29 protein-coding genes are annotated in these 22,770 nt (G+C 63.0%); 15 read left to right on the top strand and 14 right to left on the bottom strand.

What is annotated here, in order from left to right; genetic code table 11:
- Positions 1-18 precede the first annotated feature (18 nt).
- Together EL2594_RS10850 and EL2594_RS10845 are read right to left on the bottom strand one after the other, a co-directional pair.
- Positions 19-780, bottom strand: coding sequence for an ABC transporter ATP-binding protein (locus tag EL2594_RS10850; RefSeq protein ID WP_011415123.1), 762 nt, complete (start codon positions 778-780; stop codon positions 19-21).
- The gene (locus EL2594_RS10845) at positions 777-1,913 is read right to left on the bottom strand and encodes an ABC transporter permease (RefSeq protein ID WP_011415122.1); all 1,137 of its coding nucleotides are present in this window, start codon (positions 1,911-1,913) and stop codon (positions 777-779) included. The genes EL2594_RS10850 and EL2594_RS10845 overlap by 4 nt, the downstream gene beginning before the upstream one ends.
- Before the next feature lie 97 nt (positions 1,914-2,010).
- On the opposite strand from EL2594_RS10845, the gene EL2594_RS10840 reads away from it, so the two are divergent.
- Positions 2,011-2,664 (top strand): TetR/AcrR family transcriptional regulator, encoded by a 654-nt coding sequence (locus tag EL2594_RS10840; protein WP_011415121.1) that lies wholly within the window; start codon positions 2,011-2,013, stop codon positions 2,662-2,664.
- Here EL2594_RS10840 and EL2594_RS10835 read toward each other — a convergent pair.
- From EL2594_RS10835 to EL2594_RS10830, 3 genes are read right to left on the bottom strand one after another with little or no spacing between them, the layout of a single operon-like run.
- Positions 2,661-3,047, bottom strand: coding sequence for a DUF1761 domain-containing protein (locus EL2594_RS10835; RefSeq protein WP_196793196.1), 387 nt, complete (start codon positions 3,045-3,047; stop codon positions 2,661-2,663). The two genes, EL2594_RS10840 and EL2594_RS10835, sit on opposite strands and share 4 nt — an antisense overlap.
- 44 nt (positions 3,048-3,091) lie before the next feature.
- Complete coding sequence (locus EL2594_RS14965; protein ID WP_011415119.1) at positions 3,092-3,658, bottom strand: SRPBCC family protein; 567 nt, start codon at positions 3,656-3,658, stop codon at positions 3,092-3,094.
- The gene (locus tag EL2594_RS10830; protein WP_011415118.1) at positions 3,655-4,254 is read right to left on the bottom strand and encodes a TetR/AcrR family transcriptional regulator; all 600 of its coding nucleotides are present in this window, start codon (positions 4,252-4,254) and stop codon (positions 3,655-3,657) included. Before EL2594_RS10830 ends, EL2594_RS14965 begins: the two co-directional genes overlap by 4 nt.
- A gap of 187 nt (positions 4,255-4,441) precedes the next feature.
- Between EL2594_RS10830 and ftsH the strand changes: the two genes are divergently transcribed.
- The 3 genes from ftsH (at position 4,442) to EL2594_RS10815 (ending at position 7,186) form a co-directional block, all read left to right on the top strand.
- Positions 4,442-6,400, top strand: coding sequence for an ATP-dependent zinc metalloprotease FtsH (ftsH, locus tag EL2594_RS10825; RefSeq protein ID WP_011415117.1), 1,959 nt, complete (start codon positions 4,442-4,444; stop codon positions 6,398-6,400).
- Positions 6,401-6,474: 74 nt separating this feature from the next.
- Positions 6,475-6,852: a hypothetical protein gene (locus tag EL2594_RS10820; protein WP_011415116.1), complete on the top strand. Its 378-nt coding sequence runs from the start codon at positions 6,475-6,477 to the stop codon at positions 6,850-6,852.
- A 100-nt stretch (positions 6,853-6,952) separates the two neighbouring features.
- Positions 6,953-7,186, top strand: coding sequence for a DUF3072 domain-containing protein (locus tag EL2594_RS10815; protein ID WP_011415115.1), 234 nt, complete (start codon positions 6,953-6,955; stop codon positions 7,184-7,186).
- 3 nt (positions 7,187-7,189) lie between these two features.
- Here EL2594_RS10815 and EL2594_RS10810 read toward each other — a convergent pair whose 3' ends face one another.
- Positions 7,190-8,272 carry a DUF3667 domain-containing protein gene (locus EL2594_RS10810; protein WP_011415114.1) on the bottom strand — a complete coding sequence of 361 codons (1,083 nt, stop codon included), beginning with the start codon at positions 8,270-8,272 and terminating at the stop codon, positions 7,190-7,192.
- A gap of 120 nt (positions 8,273-8,392) precedes the next feature.
- Between EL2594_RS10810 and EL2594_RS10805 the strand changes: the two genes are divergently transcribed.
- Positions 8,393-9,202 carry a sterol desaturase family protein gene (locus EL2594_RS10805; RefSeq protein WP_011415113.1) on the top strand — a complete coding sequence of 270 codons (810 nt, stop codon included), beginning with the start codon at positions 8,393-8,395 and terminating at the stop codon, positions 9,200-9,202.
- On the opposite strand, the gene EL2594_RS10800 is transcribed toward EL2594_RS10805, so the two are convergent.
- Positions 9,199-9,939, bottom strand: coding sequence for a ParA family protein (locus EL2594_RS10800; RefSeq protein ID WP_011415112.1), 741 nt, complete (start codon positions 9,937-9,939; stop codon positions 9,199-9,201). The genes EL2594_RS10805 and EL2594_RS10800 overlap by 4 nt on opposite strands.
- Positions 9,940-10,092: 153 nt before the next feature.
- Complete coding sequence (rpoZ, locus tag EL2594_RS10795) at positions 10,093-10,437, bottom strand: DNA-directed RNA polymerase subunit omega (RefSeq protein WP_011415111.1); 345 nt, start codon at positions 10,435-10,437, stop codon at positions 10,093-10,095.
- 121 nt (positions 10,438-10,558) lie between these two features.
- On the opposite strand from rpoZ, the gene EL2594_RS10790 reads away from it, so the two are divergent.
- Positions 10,559-11,743, top strand: a complete 1,185-nt coding sequence (locus tag EL2594_RS10790; protein WP_196793195.1) for a phospholipase D-like domain-containing protein — start codon at positions 10,559-10,561, stop codon at positions 11,741-11,743.
- A gap of 6 nt (positions 11,744-11,749) precedes the next feature.
- Here the strand turns inward: EL2594_RS10790 and EL2594_RS10785 are convergent, their stop codons facing one another.
- Complete coding sequence (locus EL2594_RS10785; RefSeq protein WP_011415109.1) at positions 11,750-13,288, bottom strand: replicative DNA helicase; 1,539 nt, start codon at positions 13,286-13,288, stop codon at positions 11,750-11,752.
- Between the two features lie 129 nt (positions 13,289-13,417).
- Here EL2594_RS10785 and EL2594_RS10780 point away from each other — a divergent pair, with 129 nt between their 5' ends.
- From EL2594_RS10780 to EL2594_RS10765, 4 genes are all read left to right on the top strand, one after another.
- Positions 13,418-13,900 (top strand): UPF0262 family protein, encoded by a 483-nt coding sequence (locus EL2594_RS10780; protein ID WP_011415108.1) that lies wholly within the window; start codon positions 13,418-13,420, stop codon positions 13,898-13,900.
- 3 nt (positions 13,901-13,903) lie between these two features.
- Positions 13,904-14,611, top strand: coding sequence for a glycoside hydrolase family 25 protein (locus EL2594_RS10775; RefSeq protein ID WP_011415107.1), 708 nt, complete (start codon positions 13,904-13,906; stop codon positions 14,609-14,611).
- Positions 14,612-14,672: 61 nt separating this feature from the next.
- Positions 14,673-14,978 carry a GIY-YIG nuclease family protein gene (locus EL2594_RS10770; protein WP_011415106.1) on the top strand — a complete coding sequence of 102 codons (306 nt, stop codon included), beginning with the start codon at positions 14,673-14,675 and terminating at the stop codon, positions 14,976-14,978.
- Between the two features lie 64 nt (positions 14,979-15,042).
- A complete protein-coding gene (locus EL2594_RS10765) occupies positions 15,043-15,465 on the top strand; it encodes a cytidine deaminase (RefSeq protein WP_011415105.1) in 423 nt (140 codons plus the stop codon).
- A gap of 10 nt (positions 15,466-15,475) precedes the next feature.
- On the opposite strand, the gene EL2594_RS10760 is transcribed toward EL2594_RS10765, so the two are convergent.
- Genes EL2594_RS10760 through EL2594_RS10750 form a run of 3 tightly spaced genes read right to left on the bottom strand, consistent with a single transcriptional unit; the run spans position 15,476 to position 18,211 of the window.
- Entirely contained in the window at positions 15,476-16,477 is a 1,002-nt protein-coding gene (locus EL2594_RS10760; RefSeq protein ID WP_011415104.1) for an endonuclease/exonuclease/phosphatase family protein, read from the bottom strand.
- The gene (locus EL2594_RS10755) at positions 16,465-17,592 is read right to left on the bottom strand and encodes a M14 family metallopeptidase (RefSeq protein ID WP_011415103.1); all 1,128 of its coding nucleotides are present in this window, start codon (positions 17,590-17,592) and stop codon (positions 16,465-16,467) included. The genes EL2594_RS10760 and EL2594_RS10755 overlap by 13 nt, the downstream gene beginning before the upstream one ends.
- Before the next feature lie 4 nt (positions 17,593-17,596).
- Complete coding sequence (locus EL2594_RS10750) at positions 17,597-18,211, bottom strand: DUF4136 domain-containing protein (protein ID WP_011415102.1); 615 nt, start codon at positions 18,209-18,211, stop codon at positions 17,597-17,599.
- Between the two features lie 126 nt (positions 18,212-18,337).
- Here EL2594_RS10750 and galE point away from each other — a divergent pair, with 126 nt between their 5' ends.
- The 3 genes from galE (at position 18,338) to EL2594_RS10735 (ending at position 20,346) form a co-directional block, all read left to right on the top strand.
- Positions 18,338-19,351 (top strand): UDP-glucose 4-epimerase GalE, encoded by a 1,014-nt coding sequence (gene galE, locus EL2594_RS10745; protein WP_011415101.1) that lies wholly within the window; start codon positions 18,338-18,340, stop codon positions 19,349-19,351.
- Positions 19,352-19,437: 86 nt separating this feature from the next.
- The gene (gene ykgO, locus EL2594_RS10740; RefSeq protein ID WP_011415100.1) at positions 19,438-19,563 is read left to right on the top strand and encodes a type B 50S ribosomal protein L36; all 126 of its coding nucleotides are present in this window, start codon (positions 19,438-19,440) and stop codon (positions 19,561-19,563) included.
- 165 nt (positions 19,564-19,728) lie between these two features.
- Positions 19,729-20,346, top strand: coding sequence for an HAD family hydrolase (locus EL2594_RS10735; RefSeq protein ID WP_011415099.1), 618 nt, complete (start codon positions 19,729-19,731; stop codon positions 20,344-20,346).
- A gap of 109 nt (positions 20,347-20,455) precedes the next feature.
- Here EL2594_RS10735 and EL2594_RS10730 read toward each other — a convergent pair whose 3' ends face one another.
- Positions 20,456-20,803: a CC_3452 family protein gene (locus EL2594_RS10730; protein WP_011415098.1), complete on the bottom strand. Its 348-nt coding sequence runs from the start codon at positions 20,801-20,803 to the stop codon at positions 20,456-20,458.
- 204 nt (positions 20,804-21,007) lie between these two features.
- Here EL2594_RS10730 and EL2594_RS10725 point away from each other — a divergent pair, with 204 nt between their 5' ends.
- On the top strand, positions 21,008-21,565 hold the full coding sequence (locus EL2594_RS10725) for a winged helix-turn-helix transcriptional regulator (protein ID WP_011415097.1): 558 nt from the start codon (positions 21,008-21,010) through the stop codon (positions 21,563-21,565).
- Between the two features lie 2 nt (positions 21,566-21,567).
- The gene (locus tag EL2594_RS10720; protein WP_011415096.1) at positions 21,568-21,888 is read left to right on the top strand and encodes a hypothetical protein; all 321 of its coding nucleotides are present in this window, start codon (positions 21,568-21,570) and stop codon (positions 21,886-21,888) included.
- A 79-nt stretch (positions 21,889-21,967) separates the two neighbouring features.
- On the opposite strand, the gene EL2594_RS10715 is transcribed toward EL2594_RS10720, so the two are convergent.
- On the bottom strand, positions 21,968-22,333 hold the full coding sequence (locus EL2594_RS10715; protein ID WP_011415095.1) for a PRC-barrel domain-containing protein: 366 nt from the start codon (positions 22,331-22,333) through the stop codon (positions 21,968-21,970).
- Positions 22,334-22,770: the final 437 nt, after the last annotated feature.

Raw genomic sequence — 22,770 nt, 5'->3', positions numbered from 1 at the left:
TCGTCCTGATGGGGGTCTCTAGTGGCCTTCCGGCATTTCGGTGCCGTCATGGGTGATGCGGCCGTCCTCGAGCACGAGAATCCGGTCGGCGAGATCGAAAATGCGGTTGTCATGGGTGACGATGATACACGCGCGGTCTTCGGCGACAGCGACATCGTGCAGCAGGTCCATCACGCGGCGGCCCGAGCTGGCATCGAGAGCGGCGGTCGGCTCGTCGCACACCACCAGCCGCGGTTCGTGCACCAGCGCGCGGGCGATGGCGACGCGCTGCTGCTGGCCACCCGAAAGCTGGTTGGGCAGCTTGTCGGCCTGATCGCCGATATTGAGCTTTTCCAGCATTGCCTTGGCGCGATCGCGTGCTTCCTCGCGATCCATGCCCTGGGCAATCAGCGGCACTGCGGCGTTGGAGGCGGCATCGATGGAGGGAATCAGGTTGTACTGCTGGAAGATGAAACCGATGTTTTGCAGGCGGAAGTTGACCAGCTCGGTGTCGGACAGGCTGTAGATGTCGGTGCCGAACACTTTCACATCGCCTTCCGTCGGCCAGAGAATGCCGCACATGATCGAGATCAGCGTGGTCTTGCCGGACCCGGATTCGCCGACGACATAGGTCATCTCGCCCGCGCGAATATCGGCGTCTATTCCGTGCAGCACGGTAATGGTCTGCTGCCCAGATTCGAAGTCGCGTGTGACACCGCGTGTGCAGATCGCAACCGTGCCACCGTTGCTGAGCGTGGCGTCGAGGCTTTCGCGGGCATCGCTTTCCTGCACGTCGCTCACCGGAACACCGCCGCAGGTTCGGTCTTGAGGACATTGCGCAGCGCCAGCCAGCCGGTCAGCGCGAGGATGATGAAGACCGCGGCGAGACTGACCAGCGGGATCTGCCAGGGAATGTAGAACCCCTTGAAAGTGGGCACGCCGGAGAAGGCATAGATAAAGCCGATGGTGCCGAGTACGCCAAGCCCATAGCCGATCAGTCCGACCAAGCCCGCCTGCGTAGCGACCATCTTCCTGATCTTGGCATTGGTCACGCCGATCGCTTTCAACGCGCCGAACTGCTTGATGTTGTCGCGGATGAAGAGGCTGAAGGTCAGGCCGACGATCGCGACACCCACGATGAAGCCCAGCGCGACGGTGATTCCGAAATTGAGCGGAATGCCGGTGTTCTCGATGATGAAGTCGACACCGTCCTGTGCGAATTGGTCGCGGGTCCGGGCGCGGAGGCCTGTCTGTTCCTCGATGCGGGCGGCGAGTTCGGCCTGCGTCACGCCGTCGGCAGCACCGACCAGCACGAAGCTCAGCCGGTTGCGCGTACCCGGTACGTAACGCAGCGCCTGGCTGTATTTGGTATAGAGCGTGACTTGGCTGGTGAAGCTGGGGATCGAGTCGGCTACGCCGCGGATGACGGCACGCTGGTCATTGAGCTCCAGCCGCTCGCCGATCGGGCTGCGGCCATCCTCGAACATGTTGGTTACGCCGACATCGTCGATAATGACGCTGTCGGGCTGGGACAGGACGTCGGCGCTACCTTCCAGAATATTCTTGGGCAGGCCGATCAGCGTGGCGTCGTCGACCCCGATCACGGCGACACCTTCCAGATCGCCCTCGCGTGTCCGCACCGATGCGCCGGCGCGCAGATGGACCACCGCCCATTCGACACCGGGTACGGCACGTACCTTGTCGAGCGCGGTCGAGGGCATGGGAAAGTTAACCTCGGTGGTGCGGCTGACCTCGTCCATCACCCACACGTCGGCGGTCGGGACATTGTAAACCCCGCTTGCGCCGCGCTCGATCAGGTTGACGAAGATGGTCAGCTGCTGGGTGATGAGCAGGGTAGAGAACGCGATCCCGAACACGAGCCCGTAGAACTTCTGCTTGTCGCCGGTAAGCATGCGGATCGCGATCCAGAGCATAGGGCGGGGGAAACCTCTGCTTTCGGCCGGGGTTGTCGAATCAAGCGCGAGCGGCCATTATTGAACGGTAGCGTTTAATTGAACGGGGCCGTTCACTTTGTCAACACAGTCCAAAGCACGTGGTTCGCAAGGCCGGATCGGTCGCCCGGCCGATGAGGCCAAGCGGGCTGCCATCGTCAGGGCCGCGGCGGACAGTTTCTTCGATGCGGGCTATGCCGCAACCTCGATCGAGCAGGTCGCCGCCGCTGCGGGCGTGTCCAAGGTCACCGTCTACAATCACTTCGGCGACAAGCGCGGCCTGTTCACCGCCGCGGTCGAGCGCGAGTGCGAAAAGATGCGTGGCCACTTCAGCCTCGACGATACCTCGCGTGGCTCGCTCCGCCAGCGATTGCTGGCCATCGGCGAGGCGATGAGCGCATTTCTTTCGCGGCCCGAAATGGTCCAGTTCGAACGCCGCATCGCGGCCGAGACCGAGCACGAGCCGGCTGTCGGCGAGGCCTTTCTCGAGGCCGGCCCGCATCGCATGAAGGCTGCTTTCACGATGCTGATCCAGGCCATGCAGGCAGCCGGAGAAGTCGAGGTCGAAGACGCGGAACTGGCCGCCGAACAATTCGCCGCCATGTGCAAGGGCATGGGCGATCTCGATCGGCGTTTCGGGCTGCCCAAGGACGAAGAACGCGACCGGCAGAGAGTGGTCGGCGCGGTCGATGTGTTTTGCGCGGCCTATGCCGCAAAAGGCTGCGACGACTAGCCGAGCAGGCCTAACGCCACTCCGTAAAGGGTGAACATCGCCGTCGCGTATCCGCCGTCGATCAGCCACAGGCCGAGCGGACGGCGCGAGAACAGGTAGTTGATCCCGAATGTGGCGGCGACCCAGCACAGGCCCGCGGCGAAGCCAGCCGAAACGGCGAATTGCAGGCCCGGCTCCGGCCCCAGGAACATCGCGAACACGAAGGCGGCGATGAGCGAGAGTACGAATGCGCCGCCGAAAACCTTTGCCGGATGGCCCGACCGCGCCTCTTCTTCGCTCATGCCGTTATAGGCGAGCCATTTCTTGCCGAACAGCGGGCCGTACCAGAGGCCGCCCAGGACAAAGGCCGACACTGCCGCGACCAGCACGGCGATCCAGTTCACTTCCATCATTCCCTCCCTTCGATGTGCGACCGCAAGCGCAGGTGCTACTTCGCAACAGCCTGCAGGTTTCGCTCCAGCATTCGGATCGAATAGGCATTTCCGCTTTTGAAGAATTCGAGCATCCGGCTGGAGGCCTCGTCTGCCTTGTAGCCCAGCCCGATGATGCGCAGGCCGGTCGTGTCTTCGTCGATCGGCTCGAGCTCGTAGACGCTCCACATTCCGTCGAGCACGCCCGGTTCGAACGCGCCGTCGGGCACTTTCTCGATGCCCAGCGCGATCATGCGCTCGGGCACGAAGGCAAGGATGCGGTGGCGGATGTTCTGCGCATCGCCCGGCTGCGCGCCCTCGGAATAGGACGTTTCGATGGAGCCGCCGATACGGAAATCGAACCAGGCCTCTTTCGGGCCCCATGCCTTCCAGCCCTTGGCGGTCGACAGGCTCGCCCAGACGTCGGCGACCGGTGCCTCGACCACTGCGTCGTGGATCAGCGTGCGGGTGCCGTCGTTCTCGGCGACCACGGATGAGGTGATCGCAGCTTCGTTGGCCGCAGCGGGCGCCGCTGCCACCAGTGCGGCCAGCGCCACGGCCTGTCTTAGCGTCTTGAGCGTCATGTCGGTTGTTTCGCCTTTTCCGTCAGCGTGTCGATATGAGCGCGCAGGACGCCGATGTTGCGGTCGAACACGGCGATGTCCCGCGCCGTGCGTGCCTGCATGATCGCGCCCTCCATGGTGGTGAGGATGAATTCGGCCAAAGCGCGCCGGTCGGTGTCGTGCGGCAGGCGGTCGCCGGCCTCGTCGAGGCACTGCTCGACCGCGCCGATCCAGTTGGTGAAATTGACCTGCAACAGGTCGCGGATGCGCGGATCGGGCTCGGCAATTTCCAGCGCCAGATTGCCGATCGGGCAGCCGAGGCGATAGTCGCTCATCAGCAAGCCGACGCGATAGCCATTGAGCAGCGCAAAGACCCTGTCGATCGGATCGTCCACCTCGACCCATGCGACATCGAGCAGGTTTTCCCGAATGCCGTCGCGATAGAATTCGAGCACGGCGACGAGCAGGTCCTGCTTGCCGGGGAAGAAATGATAAAGGCTGCCCGAATGGACCTGGCTGCGGCTGAGGATGTCCGCGATCGAGGTCGAGTTGAACCCCTTTTCATAGAACAGTTCGAGCGCGGTCATGACGATGCGCTGGCGGGTCGCGGCATTCATGCGAATCACCCTCCGGTTGAATGACCAATCAAGCATGACTTGATCGATCGATCAAGTCATGGCCTCCGCAAGAGGTCCGGCCAGGCGATCATCCTGATCGATAAATGCGCAAATCCCCGCCTTTGGCCTAACTTGCCATTCACCCGTGCGCTCCTACATTGGGAGCTTCAGAAAGGACTCCCATTCGATGAGTGACCAGAACGCGCCGCAGGATCCCAATCAGGGTGGGCCCAACCCTTGGGTGAAGAGCCTGATGATGTGGGGAGGGATCTTTCTTGCCCTGCTGCTGGTGGTCTCCATGTTCGGCGGCAACAGTACGCCGGCGGGCACGCAGATCAGCTATTCGGATTTCCGTGAGCGCGTCGCCGAAGGTGCGGTGGAGTCGGTGCAGATCGCGCCGGACCAGATCACCGGCACGCTCAAGAATGAGGAGCGCTTCTCGACGGTTCCGGTGGAGAACGATACCTCGCTTCCCGCGCTGCTCGATGAGAACGGCGTCGAATATTCGGGCGAAGCGCCCGAGCAGATGAACATTCTCTGGGTCATCCTGATCCAGTCGCTGCCGTTCATCCTGATCCTCGGTATCGCCTTTTTCGCGCTGCGCCAAGTTCAGAAGGGTGGCGGCGCGGGCGGCGCGATGGGCTTCGGCAAGTCCAAGGCCAAGATGCTGACCGAGAAGCAGGGCAAGGTGACCTTCGAAGACGTCGCCGGCATCGACGAGGCGCGCGAAGAGCTCGAAGAAATCGTCGAGTTCCTGAAGGACCCGCAGCGCTTCTCCAAGCTCGGCGGCCAGATCCCCAAGGGCGCTCTGCTGGTCGGCTCGCCCGGTACCGGCAAGACGCTGCTCGCACGCGCCATCGCGGGCGAAGCGGGTGTGCCCTTCTTCACCATTTCCGGCTCGGACTTCGTCGAAATGTTCGTCGGCGTCGGGGCTAGCCGCGTGCGCGATATGTTCGAACAGGCCAAGAAGAACGCCCCGTGCATCGTCTTCATCGACGAGATCGACGCGGTCGGCCGCTCGCGCGGACATGGCTTGGGTAACTCCAACGACGAGCGCGAGCAGACGCTCAACCAGCTGCTGGTCGAAATGGACGGCTTCGAGGCCAACGAAGGCATCATCATCATCGCCGCTACCAACCGGCCCGACGTGCTCGACCCGGCGCTGCTGCGCCCGGGCCGCTTCGACCGGCAGGTCGTCGTGCCCGTGCCCGATATCGACGGGCGCGAGAAAATCCTCGGCGTTCATATGAAAAAGGTGCCGCTGGCGCCCGACGTAAACCCGCGCACGATTGCGCGCGGTACGCCGGGTTTCTCGGGCGCTGACTTGGCCAACCTAGTCAACGAAGCCGCCCTGCTGGCTGCGCGCCGCAACAAGCGCCTTGTCGCAATGCAGGAATTCGAAGACGCCAAGGACAAGGTCATGATGGGCAGCGAGCGCCGCTCCATGGTCATGACCGACGACGAGAAGAAGATGACCGCCTATCACGAGGCGGGCCACGCACTGGTGGGCATCAACGAGCCGGCATCCGACCCGATTCACAAGGCGACCATCATCCCGCGCGGTCGCGCGCTGGGTATGGTTATGCGCCTGCCGGAACGCGACAATTACTCTTACCACCGCGACAAGATGCATGCCGACCTGGCTGTCGCCATGGGTGGCCGCGTGGCCGAGGAGCTGATCTTCGGGCATGACAAGGTGTCGTCGGGCGCAAGCTCGGACATCCAGTACGCCACCAGTCTTGCCCGCAACATGGTCACCAAGTGGGGCATGTCCGACAAGCTCGGCCCGCTCCAGTACGAGGACCAGCAGGAAGGCTATCTCGGCATGAGCGCGAGCCAGCGGACCATGGGCTCTGACGAGACCAACAAGCTGATCGATGCCGAGATCAAGGGCCTCGTCGAAGGCGCACACCAGCGTGCGACCAAGATCCTGAAGGAAAAGGAAGACCAGCTGCACCTGCTGGCGCAGGCGATGCTGGAATATGAAACCCTGACCGGCGACGAGATCGACCAGCTGCTGAAAGACGGCAAGCTCGACCGGCCCGACGAGCCCAAGGGCCCGAGCGCGGTCAAGCCGGTCGCCGGTGCGACCGTGCCCAGGGCCGGCAAGAAGTTCGGCGGCGGACCGGCTCCGCAAGGGGCCTAATTCTCACGTCGCAATCTGCCGTTCAGCAGGACAGGATTAGCGCCCTCCCGGTCTCAATCGGGAGGGCGTTTTTTATGCGGTTTGTCTTTATCGGCTCGGTCTTGCTCGCGACAACTGCGCCCGCGGCAGCTGCGCCGGGCGACATGGACGTGCAGACGTTCCTGGCCAAGGCCGAGAAGCTGGAAAAGAAGGGTGCGCTCGCGCTGCTCTCCAGCGATCTGAAGGTCCTCAAGCGCGAAGCCGAAGGGGCGGCGAAAACCTATCGGACGCGGATCGTTGCCGATCAGGAGGCGGGGCGCCAGCCCCATAGCTGCCCGCCCAAGGGCAAGCAGGCGATGACCTCCGACGAATTGCTGGGCCATCTGCGCAGCTATCCGGCGGCAAAACGGCCCTCCGTCAGCATGAAAACCGCCTTCGCCGATCTGATGCAGAAGCGGTTTCCCTGCTCCTAGGGCCAGCACGGCGTTGGCTCGGCTACTCACGTCGTGCGGACTCTTCCCTTGACCGGAACAAAATAAGAACGACGACGTTTCTCTGGAAAGGAGAAAACGCATGACCGCACCCACCCCCACCGCCCATCCCAAGTCCGATCCGGTCTCTAACGCCGAGAAGGCGCCGGACAACTGGACCACCGGCGACGAACGCATGACCGGCGCGCAGGCGAGCTATCTCAAGACGCTGCGCGAAGAGGCGGGCACGCCGGAGCGTTACGACAATGAGTTGTCGAAGGCCGATGCCTCGAAACTGATCGACGAGCTGCAGGCCGAGACCGGACGCGGACAGTAGCCTTCAGAATGCGCCCAGCAGCAGCAATACCTGCAGGAACAGCGTCACGACCACCCAGATGAACACGCTCAGCGCCAGCAGTCGCCAGAAGGCGGAAAAGCGGCCGAGCCCATAGGTTCCGCGCAGCTGCTTGTAGATATGGATCGGCGGGATGAAGGTACCTGCCGTCAGCACGATCGCCAGCGGCACGCCGATCGTGCCGAGCACCGAAAGCGATATGAACAGCAGCGACATGAAAGCCAGCGAATAGGTCACGAAAATGGCGTGGTCGTAGGCCTTGAATTGCCGCCGCCAGACGAACAACAGCCACACGAACGGGATCGACAGGGGGATCAGGAGCCAGCTGAATTTGTAGCTGTTGGCCTGCAATTTGTAGAGCATCAGGCCCGGGTTCTCCTGCCATTTCCTGACGATGCCTCGGTCGATCCAGTCGATGCCCGTAACGTTGAATTCGGGATCGTCGGCCATTGCACCGGTGAACTCGGCACCCGTCGTTACCCCGCTGAGAGCGGCGCGCGCGTCTGCCAGTTCGGCATCCAGTCGCGCGCGTTCGTCGCTGCGGGGCGCACTGGCATCGCGTTCCCGCTCGATTTCCGCAACCCGTTCCGCAATCCTCTCGCGCGCATCGCGCATGTCGACCTTGATTGCGTCACTGCTTTGCAGGTCCGACGGCGTGGTGATGCCGACGGCCTGGAAGACGGCGAACATCAGGAAGACGCTGAACAGGAACATTGCCATCGGGCTGACGAACTTTGCCCGCTCGCCATTGATATAGCGCCGCGTGAGCAGTCCCGGCTTGAAGGTGAGCAGAGGGAGCGTGGTCCATAGTTTCCCATCGAGATGCAGGACGCCGTGGATCAGGTCATGGAAGATTGCGGTAATGGTGCGGTGGATATGCACCTTCTGCCCGCAGGCATGGCAGTGCTCGCCAATCAGTTCGGTGCCGCAATTGAGGCACGCGCCCTCCGGTATCGCTTCGGCCTCGGCAGCGGCGGGCGTGCGACCCTTGCCGAATTTTCCCCCGACGACCCGCGCGAACAAACCGCCTTCGGCCGCGGTACCCAATGCTTCGCCGATCTCGCTCATGCGGTCCCCTCGTCAGTTGTGGCAGTATAGGGCGCGTGTGCGGCTGCGCAATGTGCGCTCCGGAAGGGGCCTTCCAAAGGCGGTCTTGAAGTGTGCGCCGGTATCGCCGACTTAACAAATATGCAGGTTTTCGGCCTCGATGCCCCGCTGGCGGCTTTCGCGATCATCGCGGCGACCTTCGTGATTTTCGCGGCGATCGAGTTCGCCGTGCCGTTCCGCGCGCTGACGCAGTCGAAACCGCGCCGATGGCTGACCAACCTGGCGCTGTTCGCAATCGACACACTGGCGCTGCGCCTGCTGGTGCCGGTGGTGCTGGTCGGCATGGCGGCGCTGGCCGAAACGCGCGGCTGGGGGCTTTTCAATATGCTTGGCTGGCCGGCATGGCTCGAAGTGACGCTGGCGATCCTCGCGCTCGATCTCGCCCTCTACCTCCAGCATTGGGCGACGCACCGCGTCCCGCTGTTGTGGCGCATGCACCGCGTGCACCATGTCGACCGCGATTTCGATATCACGACCGCCGCGCGGTTCCATCCGTTCGAGATCCTACTGTCGATGCTCTACAAGCTGGCCATCGTCACGCTGTTGGGCGCCCCGGTACTGGCGGTGTTCCTGTTCGAAGTGGTCTTCACCATGCTGACGATCTTCAACCATTCGAACACCCGCCTGCCGCAGCGGATCGAACCGGCCGTGCGCGCGCTGATCGTCACGCCCGACATGCACCGTGTGCATCATTCGGTGGTCGAGCGGGAGACCAACAGCAATTACGGGACGATGCTGTCGCTGTGGGACCGGCTCTTCGGCACCTATCGCGCCGAGCCGGAAGCGGGTCAGGAAGGCGTGCGGATCGGCCTCGGCGAATATCAGGATGATCAGCCTGCAAGGCTGGGGTGGAGCCTGCTGCTGCCGTTTGTTTCGAACCGGCGGAGCTAGCCGGCTTTGCCCTTCACCAGCTTGCGTTCGATCGCGGTCCAGAGCGACCTGTAGGCTGGTTGCGCCACACTGGTGGGCGCGAATTCGCCGACCGGCTGTTGCCGCACCGCGCATTGCTCGGCAGCGCTGGCATAGGGAATGGCGGGCCAGCGCGGATTCTCCTCGCGCGCGCTGCGATGAAGGGCCTTGCGCATGTCGAGCATCGACAGCACCGGCAATATCGGCGGATGCACCTTGGTGTGCCGCTCGACTTCCTCGACCACCAGGTCGAAGGCGCGGGCCGACAGCGGCGAGGGCGGGATCGGCACAATGACCAGATCGGAGGCGCGCATCACCTGCGCGCTCAACTCGTTCAGCACCGGCGGGCAGTCGAACAGGATCCGGTCATAATCCTTCGCCAGCGCCTGCGTCAGCTTCACCAGCCGCTTCTTCTTGCCGATCATGGTCAACTGGCTGTCGAGCGCGCGGATCGATTCATCGGCGGGCAGAAGGTCGAGCCTGGGAATGCCGCTCTTTCGGATCAGCTTGGCCGGGCTGCGATCGAGCGCGAACACGCTTTCGGCGCGCTTTTTCTGCTTCGCTCCCATGCCGAGCAGGAAACCGGCCCCGCCCGCGGCATCCAGATCCCACAGCAGCGTCGCTCGCTTGGAGATGCGCGCCGAGCACCAGGCAAGGTTCGCCGACGTCGTCGTCTTCCCGACGCCGCCCTTCACGCTGTAGATCGCAACGACTGCCATCGTGGTTCCGCATTCTCCAATTGCAGCGCACATCGCATGCAATCGCTCGGTTGCATGACAAGCCTTACGATTCCGCGACAGGCCAGCACGAGCACGCGCACAAAAAAAGCCGCCCCGAAACGGGACGGCCTCTTTTGTCACTTAGCGCGGCGATCAACCGTCGAAATCGGCCCCGATCGAGGTCGAGCGCGTCGGTGCGGAAGCGGTGATGCGCAGCGCCTCTGCCGACTGGCTGAGCGAGCCGACTTCATCGAATTCGTCGTCATCGTCCGGCAGGATCTTCTGCAGATTGGTGACGACCGCTTCCTGAAGGTCCTTCGGCTTGATTGTCTGCTCGGCAATCTCGCGCAGCGCGACGACGGGGTTCTTGTCGCGATCACGGTCGATCGTCATTTCCGCACCGCCCGAGATTTCGCGAGCGCGCTGTGCGGCCAGCAGGACGAGGTCGAAACGGTTGGGAACTTTGTCGACGCAATCTTCGACGGTAACGCGCGCCATATCGGGCACTCCAGACAAAAATGAATTTCGGGATTGCGCGCGAAATAGGGTGGGGCTCGGAACGAGTCAAGAAATCGTGCGCTAATGGGGTGCGCGCTAAGCGATGGGGGAGACGAGACAGGTGCATACCGAGCCCGATCCGGTCGAATACAGCTATCCCGAACCGTTCTGCGTGGAAGCGGGCGACCATACGCTGACCTTCCTGCCCGACGGGGTGCATCGCTTCGACGCATTGCTGGAGCTTGTCCAGGAAGCACAGGAAAGCCTGCACCTGTTCTACTACATGTTCCAGGATGACGAAGCGGGCAATCCCGTGCGCGATGCGCTGGTGGAAGCCGCCGAGCGCGGCGTGACCGTGTGCCTGGTGGTGGATCGCTTCGGGACCGATGCGGACAAGGAATTTTTCCAGCCGATCGTCGATGCAGGCGGCAGCTTCGCCTTCTTCAACCCCAAGAAGAGTCGGCGCTACCTGATCCGCAACCACCAGAAGATGGCCATAGCCGATCGCGAAAAAGCGCTGGTTGGCGGGTTCAACGTGTCGGAGCACTACTTCAAGCCGCCCGAGGAAAACGGCTGGTGCGACATGGGCGTGATAGTGCGAGGGCCGCTGGTCGAGCAATTGCTCGATTGGTATGGTCAGATCTACGATTGGGCGACCACGCCGTCGGCGCAGTACCGCGCGATCCGCACGATGGTGCGCGACTGGGAGCCGGGGGATGGCAAATACCAGCTGCTGGTCGGCGGCCCGACCTCGATCCCCAGCAACTGGGCGCGCCGGGTGAAGAAGGATCTCGCCCATGCCAGCAAACTCGATCTCGTCATGGCCTATTTCTCCCCGCCGCGCAGTTTCCGGCGCCTGATCCGCCGGGTCGGGGAGCGGGGCAAGGTGCGGCTGGTGATGGCCGCCAAGTCGGACAATCCGGCGACCGTCTCGGCAGCACGCGCGACCTATGGCTCAATGCTGCGGGCGGGCTGCGAGGTCTATGAATTCCAGCCGTGCAAGCTGCACATGAAGCTGCTGGTGATCGACGATGCGGTCTATTTCGGCAGCGCCAATTTCGACCATCGCTCGATCCGCCTCAACCTGGAACTGATGTTCCGTGTCGAGGACCCGGACCTGGCCAAGATGGTGCGCGAATTCGTCGACGGCATGACCGAGGTCTCGGAGCAGATCACCTACGAATCGCACAAGAAGAATCGCACCTGGCTTTCGACCCTGAAGAGCTATTTCGGGTGGTTCCTGGTGACCACGGTCGATTACACCGTCAGCAGCACGCTCAATGTCGGCAGCGAAGGTGCGCCGTAAGCTGACCTAACCCTCGCCCCAGCTCGAATAGTCCTTCATCACGGGCGAGGTGAACTTGGTGAATTCGCTCTGGAAATGCAGCGGTACATTGCCGGTCGAGCCGTGGCGCTGCTTGGCGACCATCAGCGTCGCCTTGTTCTTGAGCTCGAGATAGCGCTCTTCCCAGATGCGATATTTTTCCTCCACGTCCGGGGAACTGGACCCGTCCGGATTGGGCATGTCGGGCCGTATCGCCTCGTGGTAATAGTCGGCGCGGTAGATGAACCAGACCATGTCGGCATCCTGCTCGATCGAGCCGGATTCACGCAGGTCGGACAGCATCGGGCGCTTGTCTTCGCGTTGCTCGACCGCACGGCTGAGCTGCGAGAGCGCGATTACCGGGCATTCGAGCTCCTTGGCGAGCGTTTTGAGGCCCCGGCTGATCTCCGAAATTTCGTTCACGCGGTTGTCGTTGGCCCGGCCCGAGCCTTGCAGCAGCTGCAGATAGTCGACCACGATCAAGCCGATATCGTGCCGCCGCTTGAGCCGCCGCGCGCGCGCTCTCAGCCCGGCAATGGTGAGGGCAGGCGTGTCGTCGATATAGAGCGGCAATTCGGACAGTTTCTGGCTCGCCATGGCCAGCCGCTGGAAATCGCGCGCGTCCATGTCGCCGCTGCGCAGCGCCTCGGAGGATATCTCGGCCTGCTCGGCGAGGATACGCGTGGCGAGCTGGTCGGCGCTCATTTCCAGGCTGAAGAAGGCTGTCGGCGCGCCGTAATTGTGCGGACCGCCATCGCGCTGGAACTTGAGATGCTCTTCCGCGCAATTGAACGCGATATTCATGGCGAGCGAGCTCTTGCCCATGCCCGGACGCCCGGCGAGGATGATAAGGTCCGAATTGTGCAGGCCGGCGGTCTTGTCGTCGATCACGGCGATGCCGCTGGTCTTGCCCGACAGGCCGCCGCCCGAATTCATCGCCGCTTCGACCATCTTGATCGCGGTCATCGCCGCGGTCCTGAAATCCTTGGCTTCGCTGCCGCTGCTGGCGCCCTCGGCGACCTTGTAGAGCGAGCTTTCGGCCAGTTCGATCTGCCGCAGCGGCTCGACTTCGTCGGACGTATCGAGCGCGCCCTCCACCAGTGTGCGCCCGACCGTCACCAGCTCGCGCAACAACGCAAGATCGTAGATTTGCTGGGCGAGATCGCGCGCGGCGAGGAGGCCTTGCCCATCGGCCGTAAGCTTGGCGAGGTAGGTTGTCCCGCCGAGTTCCTTCAGCTCCTCATCGCCGTCGAAATAAGGCTTGAGCGTAACCGGACTCGCCGTCGCACTGCGATCGAGCAAGGTCAGGATGCGGTCGTAGATGCGCTGGTGGATCGATGCGAAGAAATGATCGGGCCGAATCGCAATGGGCAGGTCTTCGACCACGCGGTTGTCGATCAGGACTGCGCCTAGAAACGCCGCCTCGGCCTCGACATTGGCCGGGAGACGGCGGGTATGCGCCTTGCCTCCGCCGTCTTGCGTGTCGCTGTCCGCATCGCTGCGGACGAGTAGGTCCTGATCGTCCATCGCACCTGTTTGCGGATGCTGGCAGACATGCGCAAGTGCCGCTTTGCATCATCGTCATGTGGATAGTGGGGAAGAGTGCGCAAGCGGCTTGCTTGGCCCGCTGCAAATCTGCGAAAGCAGGCGCGACCGATGGCCCAGCACCGCATCTCGCATATCTCGCTCGACGAGAACACGATCCTGTGGCGCAATGCCGATATCGAGCAGGAACGGCGGGTCGCGATCTACGATCTGATCGAGGAAAACACCTTCAAGCCGGTCCGCTCCAATGCAGCGGGGCACACCGGACCCTATCGGCTTCATCTGTCGGTCCAAGACGGGCGGCTGGCGATGGATATCCGCGACCGCGACGACGAGGAGCTGGAGATGCTCATTCTCGGCCTCGCCCGCTTTCGCCGCCCGATCCGCGAATATTTCGCCATCTGCGACAGCTATTACCAGGCCATCCGCAAGGCGACCCCGTCCGAGATCGAGACCATCGACATGGCCCGGCGCGGCGTTCACAACCATGCCGCCGAGCTGCTGATCGAGCGGCTGGAAGGCAAGGTCGAAACCGATTTTCCTACCGCGCGGCGGCTCTTCACGCTGATCTGCGTGCTGCACATCAAGGGCTGACGGATGGCGAGGGGGCGAAAGCGCACAGGGGGCAGCTGGCTGGTGCGGATCGTCGCGCTGGTGCTGCTGGTGGTTGCCGTCGGCGGGGCATGGCTGTGGTGGGATGTCCAGCACTGGCGCCCGTCGGAGGACGCCTTTCCCGATCAGGGCGTGCTGGTCGGCGCGCACCACGGCAATGTCAATTTCCGCACCGTCGGGGCTATCGGCGGGCGCTTTGCCTATCTCGAAGCCAGCATCGGGGCCGAGGGACAGGATGATCGTTTCGCACGCAATTTCGCGCGTGCCAACGAGGCAGGACTGCAGGTGGGGGCCGTCCACCTGTTCGATCCCTGCACCAAGGCCGATGGGCAGTCGGCCAATTTCGTCACCATGGTGCCGCGCACCGACAACATGCTCCCGCCGGCCATCGCCCTCGGTCGCACGGCCGAGACCTGCGATGAACGCGTCAGCGAAGCGGCGGTCGAAAGCGAGCTGATGACCTTCATCAACCAGGTCGAGAAGCACACCGGTAAGCCTGTGATCCTCAAGGTAAAGCCGCAATTCGAAGCTGCCTATGCGATCTCCGGCAAGCTCGAGCGCCAGCTATGGGTCAACGGCACGCGCTTCGAGCCGACCTATGCCCAGCGCCCGTGGCTGCTATGGAGCGCCAACGAGAACCTGCGCACCGAAGCCAGCGACGAACTGCTCGAATGGGTGGTGGTGAGGCCATGATGTTCCTCGTCACTTCATATCTCGCCCCGTCATTGCGAGGAGCGTAGCGACGCGGCAATCCATGGCCCAACGCGAAGTGTTCCAGCCTGCCGTCTACATCATGGCAAATCACAAAAGCGGCACGATCTATATTGGCGTGACTTCCAACCTTCCCCAGCGTGTAGGGCAACATCGCGAAGGGGTGATTGAAGGGTTCACAAGGCGGTATGGTTGCAAGAGACTCTTCTGCTTCGAGTTGCATGGCAGCATGGAGCAGGCCATCCTGCGCGAGAAACAACTCAAGACGGGGAATCGCGCGCGCAAGACTATGTTGATCGAGGCGGAGAACCCCGAGGGGCGAGACCTTTTCCATGACATTGCCGTTTGACCATGGATTGCCACGCCGCCTGCGGCGGCTCGCAATGACGGATTGGTGGAGTTAGGGTATAATTATGTCCGACCAAGACGAAGCACTGGCGAATGCCGCCCGCGAAGCGGCTACGCGCTCCTATTCGCCCTATTCCAATTATGCCGTCGGCGCCGCGCTGCGATTTTCGGATGGGTCGGTCGTCACCGGCACCAATATCGAAAATGCGAGCTATGGCTTGGCGCTGTGTGCGGAGACGGTCGCGGTTTCGAAGGCGATGGCAGACGGTATGCGCGGCGGGCTGGAAGCGGTTGCGGTCGTGGGCCCGGCAGACAAGGGGAATGGCGCGCCGATCACACCGTGCGGGCGGTGCCGACAGGTGCTCAAGGAGCTGGCGCAACTGGGCGGGACCGATCCCGAAATCCTCTGTGTCGGCAATGACGAAGTCCGCAAGCTGAGGCTGAGCCGGCTTTTGCCCGATGCCTTCGGCCCGGCGGCGCTGGACTAGCCCAAAGCGATCAGTTGGAGCTTTCCGGCACCATGCAGATATCTGCCGCCAGCGGGCGGTGGTCCGAACCGACATCATCGAGCACGGCGAAATTGCGCACGTGCAGCCCGCCTTTCACAAAGATATGATCGAGCGGCCAGCCGAATTTGCCCGCCCATGACGGGAAGGTCGGATAGGTGCCGCGCCCGGCCCGCGGATCGCCGTAATTGCCCATCTCGCGGAACTGCTCGGTCGTCTTCGACCATGGCACGTCGTTGAAGTCACCGATGGCGAGCGCCTCTTCCAGCCCGTCCGGCGTTTTGGCCCCGGCCTCGATGATGTTCTGGTTGCGGGTCTCGACATCTTCTCCCGGCTTGGGTGGACGCGGGTGCAGGCCGATCAGCTCGAAGTCGCCGGCATTGGGGATGGTGACCGTCGCATAGAGCGTCGGCAAGTCGGCGATCCGGTCCATCGGCATCTGCGCGCGCTGGACGGGCAAACGGGTAGCGAAAATCATCCCGTAGGTATTGTCGAGCGGCTCGGCCATGCGCTGGGGATAGCGCTCCAGCACCGGCATCAGCCGATCGAGCCAGACCTGGTTGGTCTCGGTCAGCAGCAGCATGTCCGGATCACGCTCCCGGATCAGGTCCAGCGTGCGGTCGTACTGGTCGTTCTCCTGCAGCACGTTGAGCGTCAGCAGCGAGAAACACTCCGCGCCTTCGGGCTTGCCGAGGTCGATCTCGTTCGGAGCCACGACGACATAGGGCCAGATCAGCGCCAGAAGCATACTGCCGAAGAGCGTGAAACCGGCGATCAGTTTCCACCGCCAGCGATCGGCCCACAGCGCCAGCACGCCGCCGATAAGGCAAACATACAGCAGCACTTCGAGCACGAAGTCGAAGATCCTGAGCCACCATTGCGGGCCGGGAATGAGGGAGGCGACGGTCGCAATCGCGACCAGCGCGAGGACACCGGCGAGCGCCCGTGAGAACCACGGGGACTCGAATTCGTCTATCGCGTCTAGTCCAGCCACTCCAGCAATGCCCCCATGCAGTCCTTGCCCAGTTGCTTACAACGTTCGGGCGACCACTGCTGTTCCTGCTCGGCGCAGTCGTCGTGGTCTTTGTAAGGCATTTCGAGGGTCATCGCGGTGGCGTCGAAGCGGCGCGCGACCTGCGTGGTGCACATCGTCATATTGCCCTGGCCGGGCGCGGCCTTGGGATAGCCAAGCCTGGTCTGAAAATCGGGCGTGCGGCGGTCGAGGATCGCCTGATAGCGGTTGAAGCCGCCGATATGCTCCTCGGTCAGGTCGGGAATGCCTTCGAACCCGGCCAGGAACACCGCAGGGATCGCTTCATCGCCATGGACGTCCATCGCGAAATCGACGCCGGTTTCATCCATCTTGTTCCGAATAGCGAGGACTTCGGGCGATTTTTCCGCGCTAGGGCTTTCCCATTCGCGGTTGAGGTTGGAGCCGGCCGCGTTGGTCCGCAGATGCCCGCGGCGCGAGCCGTCCGGGTTGCAATTGGGGACGACATGGAACGTGCAGCGTTCGCGCAAGGCCCGACTGACCGAATCCGCCGGATCGGTCATCGTCTCGAGCATGCCTTCCATCCACCATTCGGCTTGCGTCTCACCGGGATGCTGGCGTCCGATCAGCCAGACCACCGTCTGGCCCGTGCCGAAGGTCAGGTAATCGAGCGGCTGCCCGTCGAGCGTTTCGCCGATCCGTTCGTAGCGCACGCCTTCGCTGGCGGCGGCTTCGGCGACGAGATCGTGATGCCGCTCCATCGAATAGGGCGCGAAATAGGCAAACCATGCCATGTCGCTGGCGGGCGTATAACGAAAGGTCAGCGTGCCGTTGTCTTCGCCCTTATCGAAGCTCGAGGGCGTGCGCGCCCAGTATTCGCGGTCTTCGGAAACGCAGGCATCGTATCCGGGCCAACCGGCAGGATAGGCGCTGTCGTTGAGACCGGTGATCTTCAGCGTCAATTCGCGCCCTTCCGCGCCGCTGACGCGGAAGTGAAACCACTGCGCGAAGTCCGAATGGCGATCCTTGCGGATGGCGAGCTTCGCACTCGCGCCGTTCACCTCAAGGACTTCGATATTGCCGCTGTCGAAATTGGCGTCGATTGCGATGTCGCTCATGCACTCACTCGTCGGGATTGGATCGCTGCACAGGGACCAGCACGGTCTCGCCGCTATTGCCGGGGAAGGAGCGGAACAGCGCTTCGGCCATCACGCTCGCGTTCTGGGCGCTATCTGCGAGGATCGACGATGTTGCAACATCGAATAATGCGCGCCCCTCCCACAAGACAGCCTCATTGGCCTTGTCGCGGATCCTGACTTCGAGCCGGGTCGCGATTTCTTCCTTGCGTCCGCCGCCGAGGTTGACGCCGACGCCGAGCCCCACGCCCGAGCCGTAGCTGCCGGTCGATCCGCCGACCCCGACGCTGACTGGGCCGCGCCGGTCGCCCGCATCCAGCACACCGCGATCGATACTGACCTGCGCGATCTGGTTCGCCTGGTTGCGTGCCGCTTCGCGATAGCCGAGCGCGGCAAGCTCGCGCGCGACGGCGGCCTTGTAGGGAGCGAGTTCGAGCGCTTGCCCGTCGGTGCCTGCCGCGGTTTCCACGAATATCGTCCCGGTGCCGAGGCGGCTGCCGGTATCGGCTGCGACGAAGCGGGTGACCTCGACATCGCCAGGCGGTGTGACGCAGGCGGCAAGGCTGAGCGGGGCGAAGGCTGCAAGCAATTTCAAACGCATAAGGTGTCTCCAATTGCGTGGAACACTAGCGCAGCGTCGCAACGTCGGCCAGTGCCTCGCGATTTGCTGGCGAAAGCTTTGCTGTCGTTAACCACATTCTTCGGCATTGCTGATACAGGCCGAGGCATGACCGACCCCAAGGAAATTCCTGTCCTCGTCACCGGCGGCGCCGGGTATATCGGCAGCCACGCCGTGCTGGCGCTCCGCGACGCGGGACGCAAGGTTGCAGTGATCGACAACCTCACCACCGGCTTTCGCTTCGCCGTGCCCGAAGATGTGCCGTTCTACCAAGGCGATATCCAGGATGCGGAGCTTTTGGCCAACATCTTCGCCGAAGAGAAGATTGGCGCGGTCATGCATTTTGCCGGGTCCATAGTCGTCCCGGACTCGGTCGAGGACCCGCTTGGCTATTATCACAACAATACGGTCAAGAGCCGCGCGCTGATAGAGGCTGCGGTCAAGGCCGGGGTGAGGCACTTCATCTTCAGCTCGACCGCTGCGACCTATGGCGTGCCGAACGTGTCGCCTGTTACCGAGGACACGCCCAAGCAGCCGATCAACCCCTATGGCTGGTCCAAGCTTATGACCGAGCAGATGCTGGCAGATACCGCCTTTGCCCATGCGATCAACTATTGCACCCTGCGCTATTTCAACGTCGCGGGCGCCGACCCTCAGGCGCGCACCGGGCAATCGACGGCAGGCGCAACACATCTGATCAAGGTCGCGGTCGAAGCGGCGCTGGGCAAGCGTGACAGCGTGGCGGTGTTCGGGACCGATTACGACACGCCCGACGGCACCGGCGTGCGCGATTATATCCATGTCAGCGACCTGGCGGCTGCGCATCTGCACGCGCTCGATGCCTTGATCGAGCAGCCGAAGCGCTCGCTCACCATGAATTGCGGCTATGGGCGCGGATTCTCCGTGCTCGAAGTCCTCGACGCGGTCGACCGGGTGACCAACAAGGCGATCGAGCGCGTCATGTCGCCGCGCCGTGCGGGCGATCCGGCCTCGCTGATTTCCGATCCTACGCGTATTCGCGCCACCGTGCCGTGGCAGCCGCAATATGACGATCTCGACACGATCATCGACCATGCGCTGCAATGGGAGCGCAAGCTCACCGACCTGCGCACAGAAGGTTGACGACAGGCGATTCTCGCCCTACCTGCGCCACAGATTTCCGGCATCGGAGCTGTTCTCCGGTGCCTTTTCATTTCAGGATCAGATCGATGAAAGTCCGCAACAGCCTCAAGTCGCTGAAGAACCGCCACCGCGATTGCCGCGTCATTCGCCGTCGTGGCCGTACCTATGTGATCAACAAGACCAACCGTCGCTTCAAAGCACGCCAGGGTTAATGCGTTGACCGGATCGGGTCAGAGCGATGCTCAGCCCCGATCCTCGCGCGGTGCCGGCCCGCTCCCCCTCCCGGCCACCCATGGGATTATCCTGTCAGAGTGGCCGGTAGGGGGAGCGGGCCGGAGCCGTTTCCGGCGCCCGACATTTGCCGCAGAGTGACACGGATGCATGACGCCGGACAAATCGAAGCCGTCGTCTTCGACGTCGGGCGGGTGATCGTCCAATGGGACCTGCGCCACCTCTTCGCCAAACTGATCGACGATCCTGCGGAGCTCGACTGGTTCTGCGATCATGTCGTGACCGAGCGCTGGCACTTCCAGCATGATGCAGGCCGTCCGCTCAGCGATATGGTGCCCGAACGGCAGGCGCTCTTCCCCCAGTATGCCGACCACCTCCACGCCTATGCGACACGCTTCGTCGAGACCGTGCCGGGCCGGGTCGAAGGCACTGCCGACCTGATCGAGCGGCTCGCCGCGCAGAATATCCCGCTCTACGGCATCACGAATTTCGGGGCCGAGTTCTGGGACCAGTTCCTGCCGACCGAGCCGGTGCTGGAGAACATGCGCGATATCGTCGTCTCGGGCGTCGAGCGGGTGGCCAAGCCCGATCCGCGCATCTTCCGGCTGGCGGAAAAGCGCTTCGGACACCCGGCGGAGGCCATGCTCTTCATCGACGACAATCCGGCCAATGTCGAAAGCGCCGCCGCGCTCGGCTGGCACACGCATCTGTTCACCGATGCTGCGACCCTGCAGACGGATCTCGCGGCGCGCGGGCTGCTCTAAGCGATCCTTGGAAAAAAAAGGCCCCCGACCGGGGGTGGTCGGGAGCCTTGGGGAAGTTCCGCCCGGACGGAGTAGGTACAGGCGGGGGAGTATCCTGCGAGGAGGCCGCTCAGGCAGCCTTGCCCTGGCACTTGGCCAGCTTGTCTTCAGCGATGGTTTCGCCTTCGACCGTGAAGGTCTTCACATCGCCCAATTCCTTGGCGACGCGCTGGCAGACGACGACCGGGCGCGAGTTCGACTTGCGCGCGACGCAGACGGTGCCCTTGCACGTCCAGGCGGTGCCGCGGACGATTTCGGTCTTGCTCTCGACCGGCTGCGCGAGCTCGGCACGATAGTAGACGCCATCCGAAGCGAGGGCGGGGGTGGGGGCGGTCGCCACGCCGAAGGTCAGCGCGGTGTAGACGAGGGCCAGGCCACCGACGGTGGCGTTGCGGGCGGTGTGTGCGAAAGAAGTCATGGAGAGGGTCCTTCTTGTATCGTGCGTTGCGGTTCTTTGGGGCCTCGTTGTCGAGGTCCCCAGCGGGGGTGAAACTGGCTGCTCAGCAATCAGTTGCGAATCACTACCTAATCCACTAGGTTTTAGGTTGCAACTGAAAACTGATATTAAATTGGTGACCGCGCGAATTCCCGTTAGAACGGTTGCCGGGAAAGGACTGAATGTATGGGTGGCGAAGTCAGAGAACCTCTACGCGAGCTGCAGGAATGCGGCCTGCCGGAGGCGCTGGAAGTGATGGGCGAGCGCTGGAGCTTCATGATCCTGCGCGCGAGCTTCAACGGCCTGCATCACTTCGAGGAATTTCTCAACGAGCTCGGCATTGCCCGCAACATCCTCTCGAACCGCCTCAGCCGGCTGGTCGAGCATGGTATCCTCGATCGTGAGCCGCACCCGGACGATCGCCGCCGGATCGAATATCGCCTGACCGAAAAGGGCTTCGACCTTCTGCCCGCCATGCTGGCGCTGCGCCAGTGGGGCCAGAAATATGGCGAGGATTTCGTCACCACCGATCCTGTGCTCGTCGACGAGCGCGATCGGCTGCCGGTCGGCCCGGTCGCGATCCTCAGCCACGATGGTCGCCTGCTCGGCCCGGCGGACCTCAACATGGTTGCCCGCAAGGATCTACCCGCCGACAAGCGCGACTGGCAGGAAGGCCAGCTCCCCAATGCGCGTACGGCCTGGGTCGATGAGGATGAGGGCGGAGCCGCCGTCGCCGCCGAATAGGCTTGGCTGAGAAGCCCGCAGAGGATCGCAAGCCCGTCGAGCGCACCCCCGACGGCCGCTACATCATCGTAAATGGCCGCCTCTGGCGCGCCACCAATCCGAACCTCCCCGAAGCCGAGCGCCAGCGCTGGGTCGACGCCCTGATGGACGCCCGCCGCGCCGTGGGCGCCGCGAAACGCGCAGGCGATGCGGCGGCCGAGAAAGCGGCGCGCGCCAAGGTGCACGAAGCGAAAGTCGCGCTGGGCGAACGCGACCCTGTCTGGTGGGACGACGGCGCGCCGGATTACAATCGGAAGCTGGTGAAAAATACGCCTTACGCGTGAGTCCGCCGACCAGCTTTCCAGCCGACGAAAAGGGGGCGGAAAAACCGCCCCCTCGAAGGTCTGCAAAGCGGACTTTGCATCACCAGTACGGTGTGACCGTGTAATAGGTGTAGACGCGGTTCTGGTATTCGCGATCGAACTGCCGGTCGCGATCATTGTCCGAATAGGTCGGCGCCTTGCGCAGCTGGTCCTCGGTCACATCGAGCTTGTAGCCGCCCAGTTCCGTATCATAGCGCAGCTTCTGCCACGGCAGACTGTGCAGTTCGCCGCCCATGCCGAGAAACGCCCCGACCGAAATTTCGACGTCGCGCGCCTGGCCCGACGTCTTGTCGATCATGATCCGCTTCACCGAACCGATCTTGTCGCCATTCGCGCCGTAGACATTGGTGCCTTCGACCCTGTCACTTGCAATTACCGAACTCTCTCTCGTCTTTTGGTCAAGCATGTCTCTCTCCTGTGCGTTTATCAAAGGAGGGATGCCGAAAAGGGCGCCCCATAGCATCCCATACCCCTCCAACGCATGGACCAAAGACTAGGTCCGAAATTCATCGCGATTTTAGAGCGTTACGGCCTAGGAGCCGCTGTCGGCAGGTCAAAGCTTGGGCGACATACAACCGTCTTGCTCGCTCGTTTTCCGCCAGACTCGCAATCGCCCGGGGGACCCTTGGCATGTGGGTACAACGCGGGCGTTGAGACGCATCGCTTGGCGGCTTTCATCAGCGGCATGCGGAACGTCACGCCGGCAGGGTGGCAGCGAAACGTTCAGACGATGCGGACGCGGAAAGAGCCGGCGGCGCCAAGACACATTAAGCAAAAGTCGCGCTGGGCGAGCGCGGCCTCGTCGGATGGAACAACGGCGCGCCGGATTACAGCCGGAAGGTA

Origin of the sequence: Erythrobacter litoralis HTCC2594 (assembly GCF_000013005.1) — a bacterium.
Lineage (GTDB): Bacteria > Pseudomonadota > Alphaproteobacteria > Sphingomonadales > Sphingomonadaceae > Parerythrobacter > Parerythrobacter litoralis_A.
Note: the sequence above shows the minus strand (reverse complement) of the source record. Positions and strands in the feature narration are given on the sequence as shown.